The sequence below is a fragment of the Verrucomicrobiales bacterium genome (assembly GCA_016793885.1).
Classification (GTDB): domain Bacteria; phylum Verrucomicrobiota; class Verrucomicrobiia; order Limisphaerales; family UBA11320; genus UBA11320.
The window spans coordinates 68,692-86,736 of the sequence record JAEUHE010000178.1 but is presented as its reverse complement, the minus strand read 5'-3'; the positions used below and the strand labels follow the sequence as shown (position 1 = coordinate 86,736).

The 18,045-nt window shown below is 58.8% G+C and carries 15 protein-coding genes and 1 tRNA gene; 8 read left to right on the top strand and 8 right to left on the bottom strand.

Going from position 1 to position 18,045, the window contains the following annotated elements; all coding sequences use genetic code 11:
- Window position 1: 1 nt before the first annotated feature.
- The 7 genes from JNN07_20105 to JNN07_20075 all read right to left on the bottom strand — a co-directional run bounded on the left by JNN07_20105 (window position 2) and on the right by JNN07_20075 (window position 8,664).
- Complete coding sequence (locus tag JNN07_20105; GenBank protein MBL9170048.1) at window positions 2-2,713, bottom strand: right-handed parallel beta-helix repeat-containing protein; 2,712 nt, start codon at window positions 2,711-2,713, stop codon at window positions 2-4.
- A 68-nt stretch (window positions 2,714-2,781) separates the two neighbouring features.
- Complete coding sequence (locus JNN07_20100; GenBank protein MBL9170047.1) at window positions 2,782-3,225, bottom strand: hypothetical protein; 444 nt, start codon at window positions 3,223-3,225, stop codon at window positions 2,782-2,784.
- Entirely contained in the window at window positions 3,222-4,097 is an 876-nt protein-coding gene (locus tag JNN07_20095; GenBank protein MBL9170046.1) for an FAD:protein FMN transferase, read from the bottom strand. Before JNN07_20095 ends, JNN07_20100 begins: the two co-directional genes overlap by 4 nt.
- Entirely contained in the window at window positions 4,075-4,611 is a 537-nt protein-coding gene (locus JNN07_20090; GenBank protein MBL9170045.1) for an FMN-binding protein, read from the bottom strand. Before JNN07_20090 ends, JNN07_20095 begins: the two co-directional genes overlap by 23 nt.
- A 79-nt stretch (window positions 4,612-4,690) precedes the next feature.
- The gene (locus tag JNN07_20085) at window positions 4,691-5,503 is read right to left on the bottom strand and encodes a transporter (protein ID MBL9170044.1); all 813 of its coding nucleotides are present in this window, start codon (window positions 5,501-5,503) and stop codon (window positions 4,691-4,693) included.
- Between the two features lie 420 nt (window positions 5,504-5,923).
- The gene (locus JNN07_20080) at window positions 5,924-7,225 is read right to left on the bottom strand and encodes a tetratricopeptide repeat protein (protein ID MBL9170043.1); all 1,302 of its coding nucleotides are present in this window, start codon (window positions 7,223-7,225) and stop codon (window positions 5,924-5,926) included.
- A gap of 35 nt (window positions 7,226-7,260) precedes the next feature.
- Window positions 7,261-8,664: an AAA family ATPase gene (locus JNN07_20075; GenBank protein MBL9170042.1), complete on the bottom strand. Its 1,404-nt coding sequence runs from the start codon at window positions 8,662-8,664 to the stop codon at window positions 7,261-7,263.
- Window positions 8,665-9,045: 381 nt separating this feature from the next.
- Between JNN07_20075 and JNN07_20070 the strand changes: the two genes are divergently transcribed.
- Both JNN07_20070 and deoC read left to right on the top strand, forming a co-directional pair.
- Entirely contained in the window at window positions 9,046-9,984 is a 939-nt protein-coding gene (locus JNN07_20070) for a sugar phosphate isomerase/epimerase (protein ID MBL9170041.1), read from the top strand.
- A 20-nt stretch (window positions 9,985-10,004) separates the two neighbouring features.
- Window positions 10,005-10,799 carry a deoxyribose-phosphate aldolase gene (deoC, locus tag JNN07_20065; GenBank protein ID MBL9170040.1) on the top strand — a complete coding sequence of 265 codons (795 nt, stop codon included), beginning with the start codon at window positions 10,005-10,007 and terminating at the stop codon, window positions 10,797-10,799.
- A gap of 22 nt (window positions 10,800-10,821) precedes the next feature.
- Here the strand turns inward: deoC and JNN07_20060 are convergent.
- A tRNA-Lys gene (locus tag JNN07_20060) sits at window positions 10,822-10,897 on the bottom strand.
- A gap of 123 nt (window positions 10,898-11,020) precedes the next feature.
- Between JNN07_20060 and JNN07_20055 the strand changes: the two genes are divergently transcribed.
- From JNN07_20055 to JNN07_20030, 6 genes are all read left to right on the top strand, one after another.
- Window positions 11,021-12,082, top strand: a complete 1,062-nt coding sequence (locus JNN07_20055) for an MBL fold metallo-hydrolase (GenBank protein MBL9170039.1) — start codon at window positions 11,021-11,023, stop codon at window positions 12,080-12,082.
- A gap of 118 nt (window positions 12,083-12,200) precedes the next feature.
- Window positions 12,201-13,502 (top strand): HlyC/CorC family transporter, encoded by a 1,302-nt coding sequence (locus JNN07_20050; GenBank protein MBL9170038.1) that lies wholly within the window; start codon window positions 12,201-12,203, stop codon window positions 13,500-13,502.
- A 138-nt stretch (window positions 13,503-13,640) separates the two neighbouring features.
- A complete protein-coding gene (locus tag JNN07_20045; protein ID MBL9170037.1) occupies window positions 13,641-14,771 on the top strand; it encodes a citrate synthase in 1,131 nt (376 codons plus the stop codon).
- 59 nt (window positions 14,772-14,830) lie between these two features.
- Window positions 14,831-16,036, top strand: coding sequence for an ADP-forming succinate--CoA ligase subunit beta (gene sucC / locus JNN07_20040; GenBank protein MBL9170036.1), 1,206 nt, complete (start codon window positions 14,831-14,833; stop codon window positions 16,034-16,036).
- Window positions 16,037-16,071: 35 nt separating this feature from the next.
- Window positions 16,072-16,962, top strand: coding sequence for a succinate--CoA ligase subunit alpha (gene sucD / locus JNN07_20035; GenBank protein MBL9170035.1), 891 nt, complete (start codon window positions 16,072-16,074; stop codon window positions 16,960-16,962).
- A 94-nt stretch (window positions 16,963-17,056) separates the two neighbouring features.
- Window positions 17,057-17,923: a hypothetical protein gene (locus JNN07_20030; GenBank protein ID MBL9170034.1), complete on the top strand. Its 867-nt coding sequence runs from the start codon at window positions 17,057-17,059 to the stop codon at window positions 17,921-17,923.
- The last annotated feature ends 122 nt before the right edge of the window (window positions 17,924-18,045 follow it).

Below are 18,045 nucleotides of genomic sequence, written 5' to 3'. Positions count from 1 at the left end.
GCTAAGGCAGGCTTGCGCGGAGGCGCAGATAGCCTTGCAGCTCGTTGGATGAAGTCTGACTCAGCCGAACCTTGACCGTTTTAATCAGCCCATTCGCCCTCGACTCGACGATCTCAACTCCGTCATCGGACCAGTTCCGCAAATCCGAGGAACCCTCGACGGTGAGCTGGCCTTCACAGGCCAAAAGGCAGGAGTAAGTCAGTTCCAATCCCGATGGTCCCAGCGCGAGCCCTGACCAGGGAAACGGGTCTGCCTTAAGTGGGGATAGCCCCAGCGCGAATTCGAGGAGATTGCTGAGTCCGTCCGCATCCGGATCGGCCTCCGGTGCGCCGTCAGCTCCCACCGAGGCCAAGGTGGCTTCTTGCCAGGATTTAAAGGTGAGCAAACTGTCGAAGAACACCCCGCTCGATACCCCGTTGTTCCCGGGCAGGAGGGAAGTGAGTTGGACTCGGACCCCGCCCTCCACGATCCAGGAGAGGTAGATACCATCAGAGAAGGCCCGGATCTCCTGGCTGTCCAAGATCTCGCCCGTGTCCAAACTAATCAGCTCCACCTTCTGCTCTCTCAAATTCTCATTCGGATCCCAGCAATAAAGTGTCAGGATGTGCGGCCATCCGTCGATCACGCTCACGTCGATGGTCTGCAGCGGCTCGGCGAGCCAGAAACTGGAAATGCGGTCGCTGCGCTCCACGCGCTCCAGCGCTGAGGGCAGATCTACGAATTCACCGAAGATGAACGTTCGGCCCGAATTGGTCAGTGGCTGGGTGTAGGTGGGTAGTTCGGACACATGAGCTGCGATCTCGTATCCGTCGGAACCGTAGCGTCCTTTCCAGAGACCTCTGGTCGCCGTGTCGCGCGAGAGAAACGTGGCTTTGGACGCGATTTTGGCGCCCTCGACGGTGATGATCTGCGGTTCGGACTCACCCACCTGGCCGCATAGATCGGTCGCCTTGCAAACGAGGGTGTGGACTCCGGCCGCGACGCCCGTCCAGGAGTAGTGCCAGGGCTCGCTGGTTAGGGTTTCGATCCTCTTGCCATCGACAAAGAACTCGACCGCCTGGATGCCATAAATGGAGGTCACTTCGGCGGAGAGTTGAAGTTCAGTGGGGATCACCAGGTTGCTGGTTCCTGGCAGAATCGTCATCTCAATGGTTGGCGGCGCGTGGGAAAAATCGGGAAGCAGGATGATGGAGTCGCCGGTGATGGCGTTCGATCGGGAATCGGGTCCGCAATATTGGTTCCCGCCCAGGATGAGATTGGTCGCCTGATTAATGTGAATCGCCTGGCTGAGCGAGGGGCGGCGATCGTCGAAGAACTCGTTTCCTTGGATTGTGGCGGTATCAATCAGCTTGCTGCGGAGCTCGAGGGCCGGGTAACCGGAAGTTGATGCATTCTGAAAAGTGTTTCCGAGGATCATCAGGTTGGCTTGCACGGCCTCGTAATCGGAGAGCAGGCCCCAGAGAGTCAGGTCGTTGAATTGGTTATTGATAAAGGTCAGGCGTTCAGCGGGGGAGTACAGTCGGACCGCGGCTCGCATCCCGTTTTGGCCTTCAAACACATTGTCCTGAATCCACGCGCCTGAAACATTCAGCACCTGCATGCCAACCTCGAAATGGCCTCGGATGAGGTTGCCGCGCACTTCCTGGTTGGTGCCGCTGATGGAGATAGCGTGTTGGTAGGCCGCTTGATAGGGGGGGGCCAGCTGTATGAATCGGTTATCGAGAATCTTAACGTCGGTGACGTTGGATGAATTGACATTGCCTACCGCCCACTCGACGGTGTCGATGAAGTCGCAGTTCTGGACTCTCACGTCCTTGACCTGTCGAAAAAAGGAGTGGATCTCGACGCCGCGGATGCAGTTGGTGAAGACACAGCTCTCAACCAAAGTTCGCGTCAGAGGCGGAATGCATTGTCCATCCATCAAGTTCAGGGCGACCAGGTTGGTGGAGCCTATATCCTGAAACCAAACCTTTCGTACGGTGAGGCCTTCCGTGTTCTCTGCTTCGGTCGCGTAGTTTTCGTAGGTAGCCACACTCACGAGTAGGAGAGCGTGGTGGCCACCCACGACGCGCGCATAGGAGTCACCTTCGAGCTTGGGGTTTAGGTTTCTGCCACTCAACCAGACCATCGCATTCAGGTTCGTGACCGTGTCACGGTTTCTGAACCCAGGTTGAACGAGCTCGAAATCCCCGGACCATGTGCAGTTGGTGGTGTTTCGCCAGCTCACCAAGGTTCCCGCGGCGCCCTCCTCGGTAACCCCAACCACCCGGCTTGGGGCGAGGAACCGGACGGTGACATCCGTTTTATCCCAGAATCGGAGGGGGGCCTCCGCATGGGCGTCGTCTTCCGCGGTATTGGCTGGGGCCGGATATGACCATTCACCGCCATGGACATAAATTACGTCCTGATTAGTGGCGACCAGAAATGCCTTCGCTAAATCCCGCCAAGCCCGATCGACCAGCCCGCGTTCGGCCGTCGCATCATCTCCATCCTGACGCACGTGAATGGCATGGGGTGAGTCAAAGGCTGGCAGGGAAGGTTCGGCCGCGACGGTGATCGGCGAGTGCCAGGCGCCGAGGAATCCGAGTGTGACAGCCAGGAAGGCTAAGCGCCTCAAAACTTCTGGTGTCCGCAACCGTCCTTGCTTTGGAGTAAGGGGGGCCTTCAATTTGTGGCGCAGGGCACGATCGATCTTCATTTCCGGGTACAACATGACAACATCTCTACTATCCACGATAGTATCGACCCGAACTCACGATTGCAATAGGCCTCTGTGTCCCCCTATTCAGGGTCTCGGGCGCGTCGCCCCGAACGGACATGCCAAAAGAGCAGGGCGGGAGAGAGCAAGCCCAGCACCAGATGAAGCGTAGCCGTGCCCGATCTCCAAGATTCGCTGCCGAGGTAATAGAGAAGATAACCGGAGCTTACCAGCAAGGCCGTAAGGATCATAAACACCACCCCGTTGGCGCGGTTTTTTTCCGCTTTCCAAGCTCGTGGAACGTGACCTGCGAGCAGGGTTCCCAATAGAAGTACAAATCCCACGGCGGAAAGTCCATGGGTGGACAGCAGCCAAGGCTTGCATCGGCGCCACTCCTCGGTCAGGCGTGCCGCTTCGTCCAACTGGTGGATCCCCGCCCAACCCGCTCCCGACAGGAACACAATGAGGCTCGTCGTGTAGAACAGGCGTCGATGTGCCGGGCTGAGGTAGAGTCCGTGGCGTTTCATGCGCTAAAAACCTGAGCCGTGGCCTGGTGCCGATCCAGCATCCGCTCCAGCTGGCTTGCATTTGAAACATTCATTGAATTGATTACTGCTTTGGTGAGGGCGTCTGCTATCCAACACTCCGCCGCTCGAACTGTAACCGCTATCGGGCTTGCCATCGCGCAGCCGAGTCGAGGATTAACCAGATGGCTGACCATGGCCCCCTTCCATCGCTTTAACGAAAAGGTTGGCGAGGAGGTAGCCAGGGCTTCGTTTTCGATTCGGAGTGAGCTGGGCAAGTGTTGGCCGGTTCGAGGATGCCGAATTCCCACGTCGAGCGGTCGATCTCCGAAAGCCCGCAGATCGCCGCCCGCGTTGACCCACCCGGAGCTGACTCCGGCGGCCTGGAGCGCCTCAACCGCGCGGTCGACTGCGTAGCCCTTGGCAATCCCGCCCAGATCGAGGGCTAGGGGACGATCGAATTGAATCCGCTGCCCGCGGAGCACGCGCACCGCCTGCCAGTTGCCGGGGCATCGTCTCTTGAGCATGGAGGGCAACAACCCCCACAGAGCCAGCAGCGGAGCGACTGTGAAATCGAAGGCCCCCGATGACTCTCGGGCGAGGTCGAGTCCCCGGCGCAGGACCTCGAAGGTTTCGGCGCTGACTCTCACCGGACGCTCCGCTGCTTGACGGTTCACGAGCGACAGTTCACTCGCGGGGTCATGAACACTCATGAGAGACTCGATCCGTTCCATGCTGGCGAAAGCGTTGGCCACGGCGCGATTCAGCATTTCCGTCCGGTTGCAGGACGAAGCTGGCATCCACGCACAGACTTCGACGAACGTTCCGAGCAGAGGTCGGCACCGACGCACCTCACTTACGCAGCACGAGTTCATAGGTAGCGAGCAAACGTTTGACCCCTTCCATGATGTGCCGGCAGCTCAGGGTGGCGCCGGAGATGCTCTTGATGTCTCCGTCCAGCTTGAATTGGTCGCCCCGTCGCTTGCCTACGAACTGACTGCGCCACTGACTCTGCCGCACCTCGCTTCCGTAGTTTTCCCGGTAGTCCATGACTTCGATCTGCTTTACCGCGCCGTCGGCCGTGATCCCCACGGCGTAGGTGATGAACTCGTGCTTTCCGATGACTTCATCGACTAGAAACCATGCTCCTTCGGACGCCTTCCACGCGGCGAGTTTCGGATTGCGGACTTTGATACCGCACGATTTTTCAACCGCCTGGCGCTGCTCAGGAGTGAGTTGAAGCTCCCACTTGACCAGTTGGACGCCCGGGAAGATCGCCTGCTGCGCCTGTTCCACGGAGAGATAGGTGGCCGTCCAGGCGGGGCAAGGGGCAGTGATCGCGATCGCTGGCAGCGCGATCCATTGAATGGCGGTTCGTACGTGTTTCACGGTTGCGAGACAATTTAAAGGAAACGCCGGAGACAGCCAAGCTGACTCCGGCGATCTTTTGCAAGAACGTGGATGCCACTCAGAAGTTCAATCCGAATATCAGCCGGGTCTCAAACGTTTGATGTTCCGTTCGGTTGATTCCGCCCTCGCGCGGGCTGCCCGTGATCTGGGGCAGAACGGTCAGGGTGGCCCACCACTTGGACGTTCCATAGTGAACGTTGGGTCCCAGGAACCAACCCGTTCCGAGATGTTCATCGAGGCCGATGCCTTCGTAGACCGAGTGGTATCGGCCTTCCAGACCGACCGACCACTTCGGGGTGAGACGGTAGGCAACTCCGGTGGTGAATTCAATCACTGCCTCCTCTTCGGTTGAACCGCCCTCACGTTCCCATTCCTGTTCGTAAACGGCGTTCGCTGCCAGAACCCACTTGTCTCCTAGATTCTTGGAAAGCAATACCTTGTATTCTAGTTCCTGCTCGTTGCCGTTGTAGGTGGGCTCAAAATAGAGCGCTAAACCCACGGGCTGCTTGTGCGGATTCAGGAGCTGGTATTTAAACTCAGCGGAGATCCCCTTGAAGTCGAAGTCGCTGCTGTCCTGCACCGAAGGGTTGCGCGCCACATCCTGGGTGCTGCGGAAATTGAGATAGAGGGCGGTGGTCAGCCGTTCGGTGAGGCCGTACTCGATCTCCTCGCGAAAGTCCCAGATATGACGGTTGTAATCGCGATCGCCGCCGGGGAAGCCCTTCCGGTAGGTGAGCCACTGTTCAAACTCCCATTTGCCTTGCGGGAGGACGTCGCTTTCATAGACGTAGGTGAAGTATCGTTCGTCGGCCTGCACGGTGAGGGCGGAAGCCATCCAGAGGGCTCCCAAACACTTTTTAATCTCGCTCATAGTCTGCACAGAGTAGCGAGTTCGGGGGGGAGGCGCTTTCGGCGGTTTGCTAAACCTTGTCGCAGGCTTGCTCTAGCCGCGGACGGTGCCCACGGCTAGAGGAAGTGCCGGCGACCGGAGCTTCGGGGTGCCTTCTTGATTTAGGAAACTCAGTCTGACCGGTCAGAATCGGTCTATTTCGCCTCAATTCATCCCGCTCCGCTTGGTTTTCAGGCCGTTCCCACCATTCGGTGTGGTTTTTCAGATGGTAGGTCGGGATTACCAGGGTCCACTCCAGTTTCGAGAAAACCTCCAGCGGATCGACTCTTTTCCGAAGGAAAAAAATCTAGCAGCCTGTCGCGACGTTTCCTAAGAGTGAATTCAGCACAAAAGGACTCCACAGCCGCACTCACGCCCGGTCGGGACAAGTCCGACAGGCTGCTAGCGATATCCTAAATTAAACATCCGCACGAAGCTGAACGCAACTGCCGTCACGATGCCAGCCAGCAGGGCCTCCGAGGACCAGGGAAGGCCGATGTCCCAGCCGGACAGGATGACAGCGATCAGGGGATAGAACGCGCAGACCACGCAAAAGCCAGCCACGGCCCAATAGAACCATTTGCCGATGTAGTGGTCGTTATTGAACGCCGAAGCGGCGGGGATTGCGCCCAGGAACATCGCGAGCGCCAGCATCTGCACCCATTTCCCCAGCACGAAGCTCACCCCGAACATGATCAGCGCCAAGACCGCCATCCCTCCCACCACAATGCCTTCCCACTTCTCGATGGGCTTGAGACACTGACGGGCGAATCGGTCTAACATCATCAGCAGCGAACTGAGCCCACGGGCCAGAGCGGTCCAGAACACCAGGAGCAGCCAACATCCCGCCAGCAGGCTGGCGACCAAGGGAGCTCGGTCCTTGAGGTAGCCGTAGAGAAGCCGATAGGTCAGATAGCCTCCGAGCCAAATTGCCGTTTGACGTCCCTCGGTGAGGCTGGAGAGAAAAGCGTTAAAGCGGATCAAGGTTCGATAGAACCAGGAGCGTGAGCGGAAACTTTCCACCAATCCCAAACGCGCCCCTTCATGGTTGGGATTCAGTCGCAGAGCCTCCATGAAGTGCTCGTTGGCCTTGCGATAGTCCCCTTTTTGGAGCGCATTCCACCCGGCGCTCGAATGTGCGCTGTCCTCCTCGGCATGCTGCTGGAGCTGCTGGCGGACTAGTTCGTCGTTGGTCTCATGTTTCCCTTGTTGAAGCAGGGCCACGGAAAGGATCTCCGCCGCCGAGGCATCGGTCGTGTCCAGCTCAAGCGCCTTGCGCGCGGCGGCTTCGGCTTCCGGCCAGCGGCGCAGCCGGAGGTACAGCCGGGCCAGGGTGCTTTGAGCGAAGCAGCTGTCCGGATCCAACTGGATCGCCTGTTGCGCGGAGGCCAGGGCTTCGCGGACCGGCTCGTCCTGGCCGTCCTTAGCCTGGTTGAGCAACGTGAGCGCCAGCACGCCGTGGGTCAAGGGCGACTCCGGCTCGAGGCTCACTCCTCTGCGGGCGGCATCGACTGACTCCCGCTTTTTGTCGTCGAGATTCATCCAGCAGAGCGCCAGAAATGAAAAGCACTCGGCGTTGTTCGGATCCGCTTGAAGGCCACGTTGAAGCCACGCGGCAGCGTCCTCGTAGCGGCTGCGGTCCATGAGGGCATGGGCCCGGACCAGGCACTGGGAAGCGTCGGGTGCTTCGTTCGTCTCGTTCATGGAGTGAGGTAGCCCGTGCGGATCTGGCCGGGTAACTACTTTTTCAGCAGACCCAGATACTTCAGCACATCGTCATAGAACCCGCTCTGGTTGGAGTACATGGCGTAGTTTCGAGCGCTCTCGAACCAGGCCTTGGTGGTGGGCTTATGACGGCCCGCCGCCTTGGCCAGATCCTTGGTGGAGATGGGCACCACCTGTCCGGTCTTCATCGCTTCGGAGAGCACATCCTCCGTGGCGAGGTCGAACATCGCTTTGAGGTCGGCCCCGCTAAAGCCGTCGGTCTTCTTGGCCAGCGCGACGGGATCCAGCTGCCCAATGGGCTTGTGCTTGGCCATGACTTCGATGATGGCGCTGCGGGCATCCGTGTCAGGCGGGGGGATAAAGAGGGTGCGGTCGAATCGGCCGGGGCGACGGAAGGCGGGGTCGATATGCCAGGGGGCGTTCGTGGCTCCCAGGATCAGGACTCCGTCGTTTTCGGGGCCTGCGCCGTCCATCTCGCTCAGGAATTGGTTGATGAGATTGCGTCCGGCGCTCTGGCGCAGGTCCCGACGGTCTGCTGCCAACGCGTCGACCTCATCGAAGAACAGAACGCAGGGGGCATTGTTGCGCGCGAGTTGGAACACTTCGTGCATGTTCCTTTCGGAGCTGCCGATCCACATGTCGAGGATTTGGTGCAGGCCCAGAGCGATGAAGTTCGCCTTGATCTCGCCGGCGGTCGCCTTGCTGATCAGCGTCTTTCCGCAGCCCGGGGGGCCGTAGAGGAGCACACCTCCGCCGATCTTCTTGTTGTACATCTTGAAGAGATCCTTGTGCTGAAGCGGATAAATGATCTTCATTCGGATCTCCTCCTTTACAGCCTCCATCCCGCCGACATCGGCGAAGCTCATGTCGGGTCTTTCGAAGTCGGCCAAGCCGAGGTCAAACGCATTGCCGCCGCGGGGCTCATCGTCGTCCTCGAGCCAGTCTTCCACGGCTTCGCCGTCTCCGGTCACTCCGAGTCTTCGTTGGGTTGGTGGTGCAGCGTCGTTGGATTCCGCAGGCCGGACGCCCGCCAGCATCTTCTCCAGGCCCGGATCGCTCAGGCTCGCGTCCAGCCGCAAGGCCTCCTCATAGAGGGTCTTGGCTCGCTGAAGCTCGCCTTCACTGGCCAGCACTCGGCTCAGGAACACGCGGGCGGGGGCGGAGGTGGGGTGCTCTTGGATGAGCTGCTCGGCTCGGACCACGGCCTCGGAGGTTTTTCCTTCCAGCTGCGCCAGCTTGGCGAGCCCCAGCTTGGCCTCGGCGTTGCTCGGATTCAGCTGGGCTGCCTGAACATAGGCGACGCGCGCATCGCCGAGCTGCAGTTCGTCCAGACAGGCCTTGGCATACAGCAGGACCAGCGGCAAATTGTCGGGCGAGTGCGCGAGCGCGAGTCGCAGCGATTCGATTTGAGAACCCATGGTGCCAGGATTCCAGCGGGTGGCTTGCGGTTTGGCAAGTGCGATTCACAAGTTCTATCTGCCTGGGGTGTGGACGTGAATCGAGGCCATGAGCCTGGTCGCTCCCCTACAGTCCGGGTGCACCTCCGCGTCCTCCGCGCCTCCGCGAGAGAAGTTCCCTCCCCTGACTCGGAAGGACTGCCGGAATCTCTCGCGGAGACGCGGAGAGCGCGGAGGGTAAAGAGTCCATGGAGAGCCATTATCACGTCGACATTTCGAACGTTCATGGATTTCATGGTGTCTCAAACGCGAAACGGGAAGATATCCCGACGCTGCTTTTAAATGTAAGCATTGTAATCTTAAACAGTGTCGATTCCCAGATTCTGGAACGCTCATTCTCCGATGGAAACGAATTCCCAACCCCTAACGCTCGGCTTTGTCTCGGCCATTCTGGCTGAGCTTAGCCTTCAGGAAGTGATCACCTTTGCTGCCGCTGAAGGATTCAGCTGCGTGGAAGCGATGTGCTGGCCTGTCGGGAAAGCAGAGCGCAAATACGCCGGTGTGACGCATGTGGACGTCGCGACGCTCTCCCGCGGGCGGGTCGACGAGATCCTCGGGTTGTGCGGTTCTCAGGGGGTCGCCCTGACCGCTCTCGGTTATTATCCCAACCCACTCGATCCGGATCCCCAGGTTGCCAAAGTTGCTGTGGATCACTTGAAGAAGGTTATCCGAGGCGCCGAGTTGCTGGGGCTCAAGAACGTCAACACCTTCGTGGGACGCGATTGGACGCGCAGCGTGGATGACAATTGGCCGCGGTTTCTGAAAGTCTGGCGGCCGCTTATCGCCTTGGCTGAAGATCATGGGATCAAGATCGGGATTGAAAACTGTCCCATGTCCTTCACCAAAGATGAATGGCCGGGCGGCAAAAACCTCATGACGACTCCAGCGATCTGGCGCCGGGCGTTCAACGACATTCCCAGTGACAGTTTCGGGTTGAACTACGATCCCTCCCACTTCGTCCTGCAGCAGATGGATCCCGCCAGTCCGCTGAGGGAGTTTCAGTCCAAGTTTTTCCACCTCCATGCCAAGGATGTGAAGATCCGTCGCGATCGTCTGCAGGAGGTAGGGGTCTTTGCGCATCCTCTCGAGTGGCATCAGCCGCGCATTCCCGGCTATGGGGAGATGGATTGGGGACGGTTCATGAGTGCCTTGATGGAAACCTCGTATCGTGGACCCGTCTGCATCGAGGTGGAGGACGACACCTTTGGGAAATCCCTGGAAGGACGTCAGCGCGCCCTGAAGGTCGCCCGCAACGTGCTGGCTCCTTATTTTCCCCACTGATGCATAAATCCCGTTGAAACATGAAATACACCTACGAAGACCTGGCCAAGATGATTGACCATTCTCTCTTGCATCCGACGATGACGGATCAGGAGTTGGAGGACGGCTGTCGATTGGCGGCAAAATATGGCGTCGCGTCGGTCTGCATCAAACCCTATGCCGTGAAGCGGGCCGCCGAGTTGCTGAAGGGCAGCGGGGTGGTGGTGGGGGCGGTCATTGGTTTCCCGCACGGCAACTCCGCCACAGAGTCGAAGCGCTATGAGACCGAGTTGGCCTGTCGGGACGGTGCGACGGAGATCGACATGGTGATCAACATCGGGAAGGCCCTCGGCGGCGACTGGGATTATGTCGCGCGCGATATCCAGGTCGTGTGCGCGGAAGCGCATGGACGGGGGGCGAAGGTGAAGGTCATTTTTGAGAACGACTATTTGACGAAGGGAGGCGCTGGTCTGAGCTCGGACGAGTTCAAGCGGAAGCTCTGTGAGCTTTGCGAGAAGGCGGGGGCGGATTGGGTGAAGACTTCTTCCGGGTACGGCTTCGTGAAGCAGCCGGATGGCAGCTATAACTACAAAGGGGCCACCGAACACGATCTGGCGCTGATGCGCGCGAGCGTGTCGGCGAAGGTTCAGGTCAAGGCGGCCGGTGGGGTGCGCGATCTGGATGGGCTGATCAAAGTTCGCGATTTGGGTGGTTCCCGCTGTGGGGCGACCGCCACGGCCGCCATGCTGGATGAGTATCGACGGCGGGAGGCGGCCGAGAAGTCGGGAGCGGACGCATCGGGCGGCACCGCGAAGTTGGGGGCTGGGGGCTATTGAGCCAGAAAATCCCAGCAAAAAGTGGTGGGTTGGGTGGGACTCGAACCCACGACCAATGCCTTAAAAGGGCACTGCTCTACCAACTGAGCTACCAACCCGTTTCCAAGAGCCACGAAAATTAGACGAGGGAGCAGCGCGGCGCAAGAGGTTTTCATCGGCGGAATTCTTGGATTCTCGGTTCTCAAACGATCGCTCCTTTGTTAGCTTCCGCTCCGAAACCTATGAAGACCCCCATTCTTGCCATCCTGGCCGTGGCTCTCCTGGCCTTGGTTCCCCCCTCGTTCGCCGGGAAACAATCCGGGACTCTCGACATCTATTGGATCGATTCCGAAGGGGGCGGATCCACCCTGATTGTGACCCCGAACGACGAGTCGATCCTCATCGATGCAGGTAATCCCGGCGGGCGCGATCCGCAACGGATGCACCGGGTTGCCGTCGAAGCGGCCGGACTGAAGCGGATCGATCACGTGATCGTGACTCACCTGCACATCGATCATTTCGGGGGCGCGCCGGAGCTGAGTCAGCTCCTCCCCATCGGGACGGTCTACGACGGCGGCGTTACGGACTCGGACCCGGACGGCAACAAAGCCAATACCCGCTGGCCCTTGATGATCCGGCCCTACCGCGAGATGAAGGTAGAGCAGCGTGTACAGGTCAAGGCGGGATTGGAGATTCCATTGAAACCGGTGAGTGGGGGACCTCGGCTCTCCTTAAAGTGCTTCGCCTCCAAGAAGGAGTTCGTGGCGGCCCCCGCGGGTGCGACTGGCTTGGCGGGATGCGATCAGCCCAAGCTCAAGGACCCCGATCCGTCGGACAACGCCAACAGCTCGGTTTGGGTGCTTCAATTTGGAGACTTCCGATTTTTTGATGGCGGCGACCTGACCTGGAACATCGAGCAGCAATTGGTTTGCCCCGTGAACCGCATCGGGACGGTGGATGTTTATCAAGCGAACCACCACGGCCTGGATGTGAGCAATCATCCGCTGCTGGTTCAGTCGTTGGCACCGACGGTAGCCGTGATGAACAATGGGCCTCGTAAAGGGACGGCCGCAGAGGTGGTGCAGACGTTGAAGAGCACGGCTTCGATTCAGGCGGTCTATCAGGTGCACAAGAATGTGCGGGCCGACGGCCAGAACGCGGCTCCGGATGAAATGATCGCGAATCACGCGGAAAAGTGCAGCGGGAACCATTTGAAGTTGAGCGTGGCCAAGGATGCTCGCGACTACATCGTTCAAGTGCCGGCAACGGGGCGTTCGTGGACCTACCGTACCCGGACGAAGTGAGTTCGGTGAGTGATGAGTGATGAGTGATGAGGGTCTACGAACTACCACCTGACCCCTTATCATCCCCTTCGGAAAGAGGGTTGACGGAAGCGGCAACTGGCCCTTCGCTTACAGCCGGATGACCGAACTTGCTGTGGAACTGATCGTTGTGGTGTTGCTTCTCGTTGCAAACGGGGTGTTTGCTATGACGGAGATCGCCGTGGTTTCGGCCAATAAAGGCCGGTTGCGTCGATTGGCCGAGCAGGGAGACGAACGCGCCAAGGCTGCCCTGGAATTAGCTGAATCGCCCAACCGCTTTCTTGCCACGGTGCAATGCGGGATTACACTGGTGGGAGTCATCGCTGGTGCGTTCGGTGGAGCTCGACTGTCCGAGCACCTCGTCCCCCACCTGGCACAGTTGCCGGGGTTGGCTCCCTACGCCCGTCCGGTCTCTTTCGGGGTAGTCGTTTTGCTCATCACGTATCTTTCATTGGTTCTGGGCGAACTGGTACCCAAACGCATTGGGCTCGGCAATCCTGAGGGGATCGCGCTGCTGGTATCCAGGTTTATGCGCCGCCTGTCAGCGACCTGTGCGCCATTGGTTGATTTTCTATCGGGTTCCACGGAGTTGCTGCTGCGCCTCTTCCGCATCAAGCCTGAACCGGCGAACGCCATCAACGAGGAAGAGGTGCGAGTGCTGATGGCAGAGGGGATGCGCGCTGGCGCGTTCAACAAAGTCGAAAGCGAGATCGTGTCGAGTGTGTTGGAGTTGGATCAACTCCGCGTGCGCGATCTGATGACGCCTCGGACCAAGGTGATCTTTCTGAACCAGGACGATCCGCATGAGGCGATCTGGCACAAGATCGTCGTGAGCAATCACAGCTATTTTCCGGTGTATGCCGGAAACCGGGACCACATCGTCGGCCTGGTGTCGGTGAAGTCGATCTATGCCAATCTTGCGGCCAACGCCGGGGTGCGTTTAAAAGATTTGATGGTCCCGCCTTTGGTGGTGCCGGAGAGCCAGGACGCCTTGCAGTTGCTCGAGACCTTCAAGCAGCGTGGCAAACACCTCGCCTTGGTGGCGGACGAGTTTGGCGGCATTTCCGGACTGGTCACCATTAATGACGTGATGGAAGCGATCGTGGGCGAGTTTCCCACTGCCGAGGAGCGCGCGCGGCCGGGGGCTCAAAAGAGGGAGGATGGCACCTGGTTAGTCGATGGCCTCATGGAGGTGGATCGCGTTGCCAAAACCATTCCGGGCGTCGCGTTCGACCAGGACGAGTATCAGACCCTCTCTGGCTACATCACCAAGCATCTGGGGCATCTTCCCAAGGAGGGAGAAACCTTTAGGGATCAGGGCTATGTTTGGGAGGTTTTGGACATGGATCGGCATCGTGTGGACAAGATTCTGGTCACTCCCATGAAGTCGCCGATGCATTAGTTTGTTGATTTGTGCCCTGCAAGATTGGTTATGAAATGCCCGTCCGGACGTGGTTGAGCACAAACCCATTGACTGAGGATTCCCCCTTACCTAGGCTTCGGTCGTCTTGCGGTTAACGAATTTCTAGGGCTCAAATTCATGTCAGATCCAGCAACAATCACGAAAGGTTTAGAGGGTGTTGTCGCGGCCAAAACCCGTCTCAGCGATGTTCAGGGAGAAGTGGGCCGTTTGATCTACTGCGGTTATGACATCGATGAGTTGGCGGGTCGGGTGAGTTATGAGGAAGTGGTGCACTTGCTGCACCACAACCATCTGCCGAGCCGCAAGGAGCTTTCCGAGTTGCGTGCGACTCTGGCTGGGTTTCGGGATCTTCCGCAGGGTGTGATTGACACCATTCTCAATCTTCCCAAGGACACACCGCCCATGCATGCGTTGCGCACGGCGGTGTCGATTCTCGGGTGCTTCGACACCACGGCGGAGGACGATTCCCAGCATGCGCAGCGGCGCAAGGCACTGCGATTGATTTCTCAGATTCCGGTCGTGACCGCTTATTTCCACCGCCATCGCCAAGGGTTGAGCCTGGTCCATCCGGATCCGACGCTCGGAGAAGGGGCGAATTTTCTGTGGATGATCAACGGAGAGAAGCCCTCGGCCGACATGGAGAGCACCATGGATCTGTGCTATGTGCTGCATGCGGATCACGGCATGAACGCCTCGACCTTTGCGGCTCGGGTGACCATTGCGACCTTGAGCGACATGTATTCGGCGGTGACCAGCGCGATCGGCACGCTGAAAGGGCCGTTGCATGGGGGTGCCAACGAGGGCGTGATCAAGATGCTGCAGGAGATTGGTGATCTGGCCAGTGTGGATGCCTACATTGAGGATGCCATGGCCCAGAAGAAGAAGATCATGGGCATTGGGCATCGGATTTACAAGGTGCTGGACCCCCGGGCTCCCCATCTCAAGCGCATGGCGCAAAAGCTGAGCGCGCAGATTGGCGAGCCGAAGTGGATCCAGATGAGCGAACGGATTGCCCAACTCATGTTGGAGCGCAAGAATCTCCACGCGAACGTCGATTTCTACTCGGCTACCGTCTACTATTCGCTGGGCATTCCCACCGACTTGTTTACCCCGATTTTCGCGATTGCGCGCACCGCGGGATGGACGGCGCATGTGCTGGAGCAGTTGGCCGATAATCGGCTGATTCGTCCGCAAAGTGTTTACACCGGGCCCTCCGGGCTTAAGGTGCTTCCGATCGATCAACGATAGTGTGTGCCGCCGCCCGATCGGGCGGTGTTTTTTTGGCGACATCGGCTTCCTGACAACGAATGAACATTCACGAGTATCAAGCTAAGGATCTGTTAAAGCGACACGGGGTCAATGTGCCTCAGGGCGAGGTGTGCGACACCCCGGAAGCTGCCCGTAAAATCGCGGAGGGCATTTTCGCCAAGGGTTCGACCCTGGCGGTCGTCAAATCGCAGATCCACGCCGGTGGCCGTGGAAAGGGGACCTTCAAGAGCGGGTTTCAAGGGGGCGTCAAACTGTGCAAAACCGCGGACGAGGTGTTCGACAAAGCCAAAGCCATGCTCGGCAATGTGCTCGTGACCAAGCAAACGGGTCCCGAGGGCCGCTTGGTCAGCAAGCTCTTGATTGCCTCCGCTCCAGACATCAAGAAGGAGCTTTACTTGGCCGTTTTGCTGGACCGTGCCGTCTCTCGCCCGCTGGTGATGGCGAGCACCGAGGGTGGTGTCGACATTGAAGAAGTGGCGGCCAAGACGCCCGAGAAGATTGTTCGCGAGCACATCGACCCGGCTGTGGGGATGATGCCGTATCAGGCCCGGAAGATCGCCACTGCGCTCGGCCTCAAGGGCGATGCCTTCAATTCGGGCGTGAAGTTGATCCAGGCGGTCTACCGAACCTGGTGGGAAAGCGACGCCTCGATGGTCGAGATTAATCCGTTGTGCATTGTCACCGGACCCGACGGCAAGGAAGCGTTGGTGGCAGTCGATGCCAAGATCGGTCTGGACGACAATGCGCTGTATCGGCATCCCGACATTCAGGCGATGCGCGATCTGGCGGAGGAATCGCCCTTGGAGATCGAGGCCAGTAAGTTCTCCCTGAACTACATCAAGTTGGACGGGAACATCGCCTGTTTGGTGAATGGGGCCGGGTTGGCCATGGCCACCATGGATATCATTAAGCACTACGGCGGCGATCCGGCGAATTTCTTGGACGTGGGCGGCGGCGCGAGCAAGGAGCAGGTAGCGGCTGCCTTCAAGATCATCCTGAGTGATCCTTCTGTGAAGGCGATCTTCGTGAACATCTTTGGTGGCATCATGGACTGCAATGTAATTGCCACCGGCATCGTGGAGGCCGTTCGTGAGACCGGGCTCAAGCTGCCCTTGGTGGTTCGACTGGAAGGCAACAATGTGGCCGCGGGCAAAGACAGCCTCAGGAACAGCGGCCTGACCATCATCAGCGGGGATACCATGGCGGACGCCGCCCAAAAGGTCGTCAAATCTGTTGGCGCCTGATTCATTCGATCAATTTAACTCACTCTTTTTCACACATGGCTATCTTCGTCACTCCACAAACCAAGGTGTTGGTCCAGGGCATCACTGGAGCGTTTGGCGCCCGCCACACCCAGCTGAGCTTGGCTTACGGCACTCAGGTTGTTGCCGGGGTCACTCCGGGCAAGGGCGGGCAATTTTTTGAGAGCAAGGTTCCGATTTTTGATACGGTGGCCGATGCGGTTAAAGTGACCGGAGCGACGGCGAGTGCCGTGTTCGTACCGCCGCCGTTCGCGGCGGATGCCATTTTGGAAGCCGTTGATGCCGGAATGGATCTAGTGGTGTGCATCACCGAGGGGATCCCGGTGAACGACATGATTCGAGTCCGTCGAGCGATGGAAGGCAAGAAGACCCGTCTGATTGGGCCTAACTGCCCGGGCGTGGTCACCCCTGGAGAGGGTAAGGACAGCCACGGTGGCTGCCGCATTGGCATCGCCCCCGGTTACATTCACAAGCGTGGTAACATCGGAGTGGTGTCCCGCAGCGGCACGCTGACGTATGAAGCGGTATTTCAGCTCACTGCCCGCGGAGTGGGTCAGAGCACCTGTGTTGGAATTGGCGGTGATCCGGTCAATGGCACCTCTCATCTCGATGTCATCAAGATGTTCATGAACGATCCGGAGACCCATGGGATTATCATGATTGGGGAGATTGGCGGGAGCGCCGAGGAGGAAGCGGCAGAGTGGATCAAGCAGCACGGCACCAAGCCGGTGGCAGGATTCATCGCGGGAGCGACGGCTCCCCCGGGACGCCGCATGGGCCATGCCGGCGCGATTGTGAGCGGAGGTAAGGGAACCGCTGCCGCCAAGATTGAAGCTTTCCAAGCCGCTGGCATCGGAGTCGCGGCAACGCCTTCAGAAATGGCGGCAACTTTGCTTAAGATGATGTGAGCTGAGGGCGAGCCAGCTTCCCGGCCGGGGATGGACCGAGGGGCCGTGGAGCACAGGCTGGGGCTTCGGAAACGTGTGATTCGCCAAGGATGCCGTGGCACTTCTCGATTTCATCCTGAATCTTGCCGCTCTGTTGCTGTGGCTGAACTGGCGGTTTTTGAGGCTGGCCAAGAAGGATCCTGGACCGGGCGGTATTTCTCTGGCCGGCACACTTAAGAGCACAGCATCCCCCAAAGCGGAGGCTTGGCCCTATCTGGCGGCGTTGATTGGCTTGTTGCTCATCCGGGCCTTGGCCTACTACACCATCGGAAACAATCTCCGGGTCAACATGGTCCTTCCGCTCGGGTTGGTTTCCATTTCGTTCAACCCACGGATGATCATGCGCATGTTTCTCTTCTCCGGGTTGAGCTTCGCGGTCTTTAGCTTGGTTTTTTACTTCTGGCTACTTCTGCTGAGTGTTTTGAATCATCGCGTCACTGAGCCTGATGCCTGCCTTCGGTTGGTCCGGCTTCACTTGGGCAGGGTGCAGCGATTCCCGGTGTGGGCTAAACTGATGTTGCCAGGGTTGTTGGCCGGTCTTCTTTGGCTCGGGATTGGGTGGTGGTTGGAAGTAATCGGGCTCTTTCCCGTCCCCGCTTCTCTGGAAACGCGGGTCTTTCGCTGCGTCTTGATGGGAGTCTATGCCTATCAGACGTGGATACCCGCGTTGCTTTCAGTGATGGGATTGTATGTGTTGAACAGCTACATCTATCTGGGTGAGGCCGCTTTTTGGAACTTCATCGGGGTGACTGCCCGCAACCTGCTCGGGTTGCTCGGAGCTTGGCGTCTCCAGGCCCGGAAGTTGGATTTCACCCCGCTGCTATGGATTCTCGGGCTGTGGTGGGTGGGCTGGCGGGGTGCCCTGGGATGGTTCGGGGGCGGAGGTTATTGGATCGCTCAGTGGTGGAATCAGCTCCGGTAGGAAATAAAAACGTCCCGCCTGCTGCCGATCCCTAGGCGGCGCAAGCGGGACGATAACCCTAACCCTAACCCAAACCCTATTGTGGGAACTGAGGCCAACCCAAAAGCTTCAGTCCTCGGTTT

What these genes read in the sequence shown, in the direction of transcription:
- JNN07_20105 (MBL9170048.1), bottom strand. Translation starts at nt 2,713, where the DNA reads ATGTTGTACCCGGAAATGAAGATCGATCGTGCCCTGCGCCACAAATTG.
- JNN07_20100 (MBL9170047.1), bottom strand. Translation starts at nt 3,225, where the DNA reads ATGAAACGCCACGGACTCTACCTCAGCCCGGCACATCGACGCCTGTTC.
- JNN07_20095 (MBL9170046.1), bottom strand. Translation starts at nt 4,097, where the DNA reads ATGAACTCGTGCTGCGTAAGTGAGGTGCGTCGGTGCCGACCTCTGCTC.
- JNN07_20085 (MBL9170044.1), bottom strand. Translation starts at nt 5,503, where the DNA reads ATGAGCGAGATTAAAAAGTGTTTGGGAGCCCTCTGGATGGCTTCCGCC.
- JNN07_20080 (MBL9170043.1), bottom strand. Translation starts at nt 7,225, where the DNA reads ATGAACGAGACGAACGAAGCACCCGACGCTTCCCAGTGCCTGGTCCGG.
- JNN07_20075 (MBL9170042.1), bottom strand. Translation starts at nt 8,664, where the DNA reads ATGGGTTCTCAAATCGAATCGCTGCGACTCGCGCTCGCGCACTCGCCC.
- JNN07_20070 (MBL9170041.1), top strand. Translation starts at nt 9,046, where the DNA reads ATGGAAACGAATTCCCAACCCCTAACGCTCGGCTTTGTCTCGGCCATT.
- deoC (MBL9170040.1), top strand. Translation starts at nt 10,005, where the DNA reads ATGAAATACACCTACGAAGACCTGGCCAAGATGATTGACCATTCTCTC.
- JNN07_20055 (MBL9170039.1), top strand. Translation starts at nt 11,021, where the DNA reads ATGAAGACCCCCATTCTTGCCATCCTGGCCGTGGCTCTCCTGGCCTTG.
- JNN07_20050 (MBL9170038.1), top strand. Translation starts at nt 12,201, where the DNA reads ATGACCGAACTTGCTGTGGAACTGATCGTTGTGGTGTTGCTTCTCGTT.
- JNN07_20045 (MBL9170037.1), top strand. Translation starts at nt 13,641, where the DNA reads ATGTCAGATCCAGCAACAATCACGAAAGGTTTAGAGGGTGTTGTCGCG.
- sucC (MBL9170036.1), top strand. Translation starts at nt 14,831, where the DNA reads ATGAACATTCACGAGTATCAAGCTAAGGATCTGTTAAAGCGACACGGG.
- sucD (MBL9170035.1), top strand. Translation starts at nt 16,072, where the DNA reads ATGGCTATCTTCGTCACTCCACAAACCAAGGTGTTGGTCCAGGGCATC.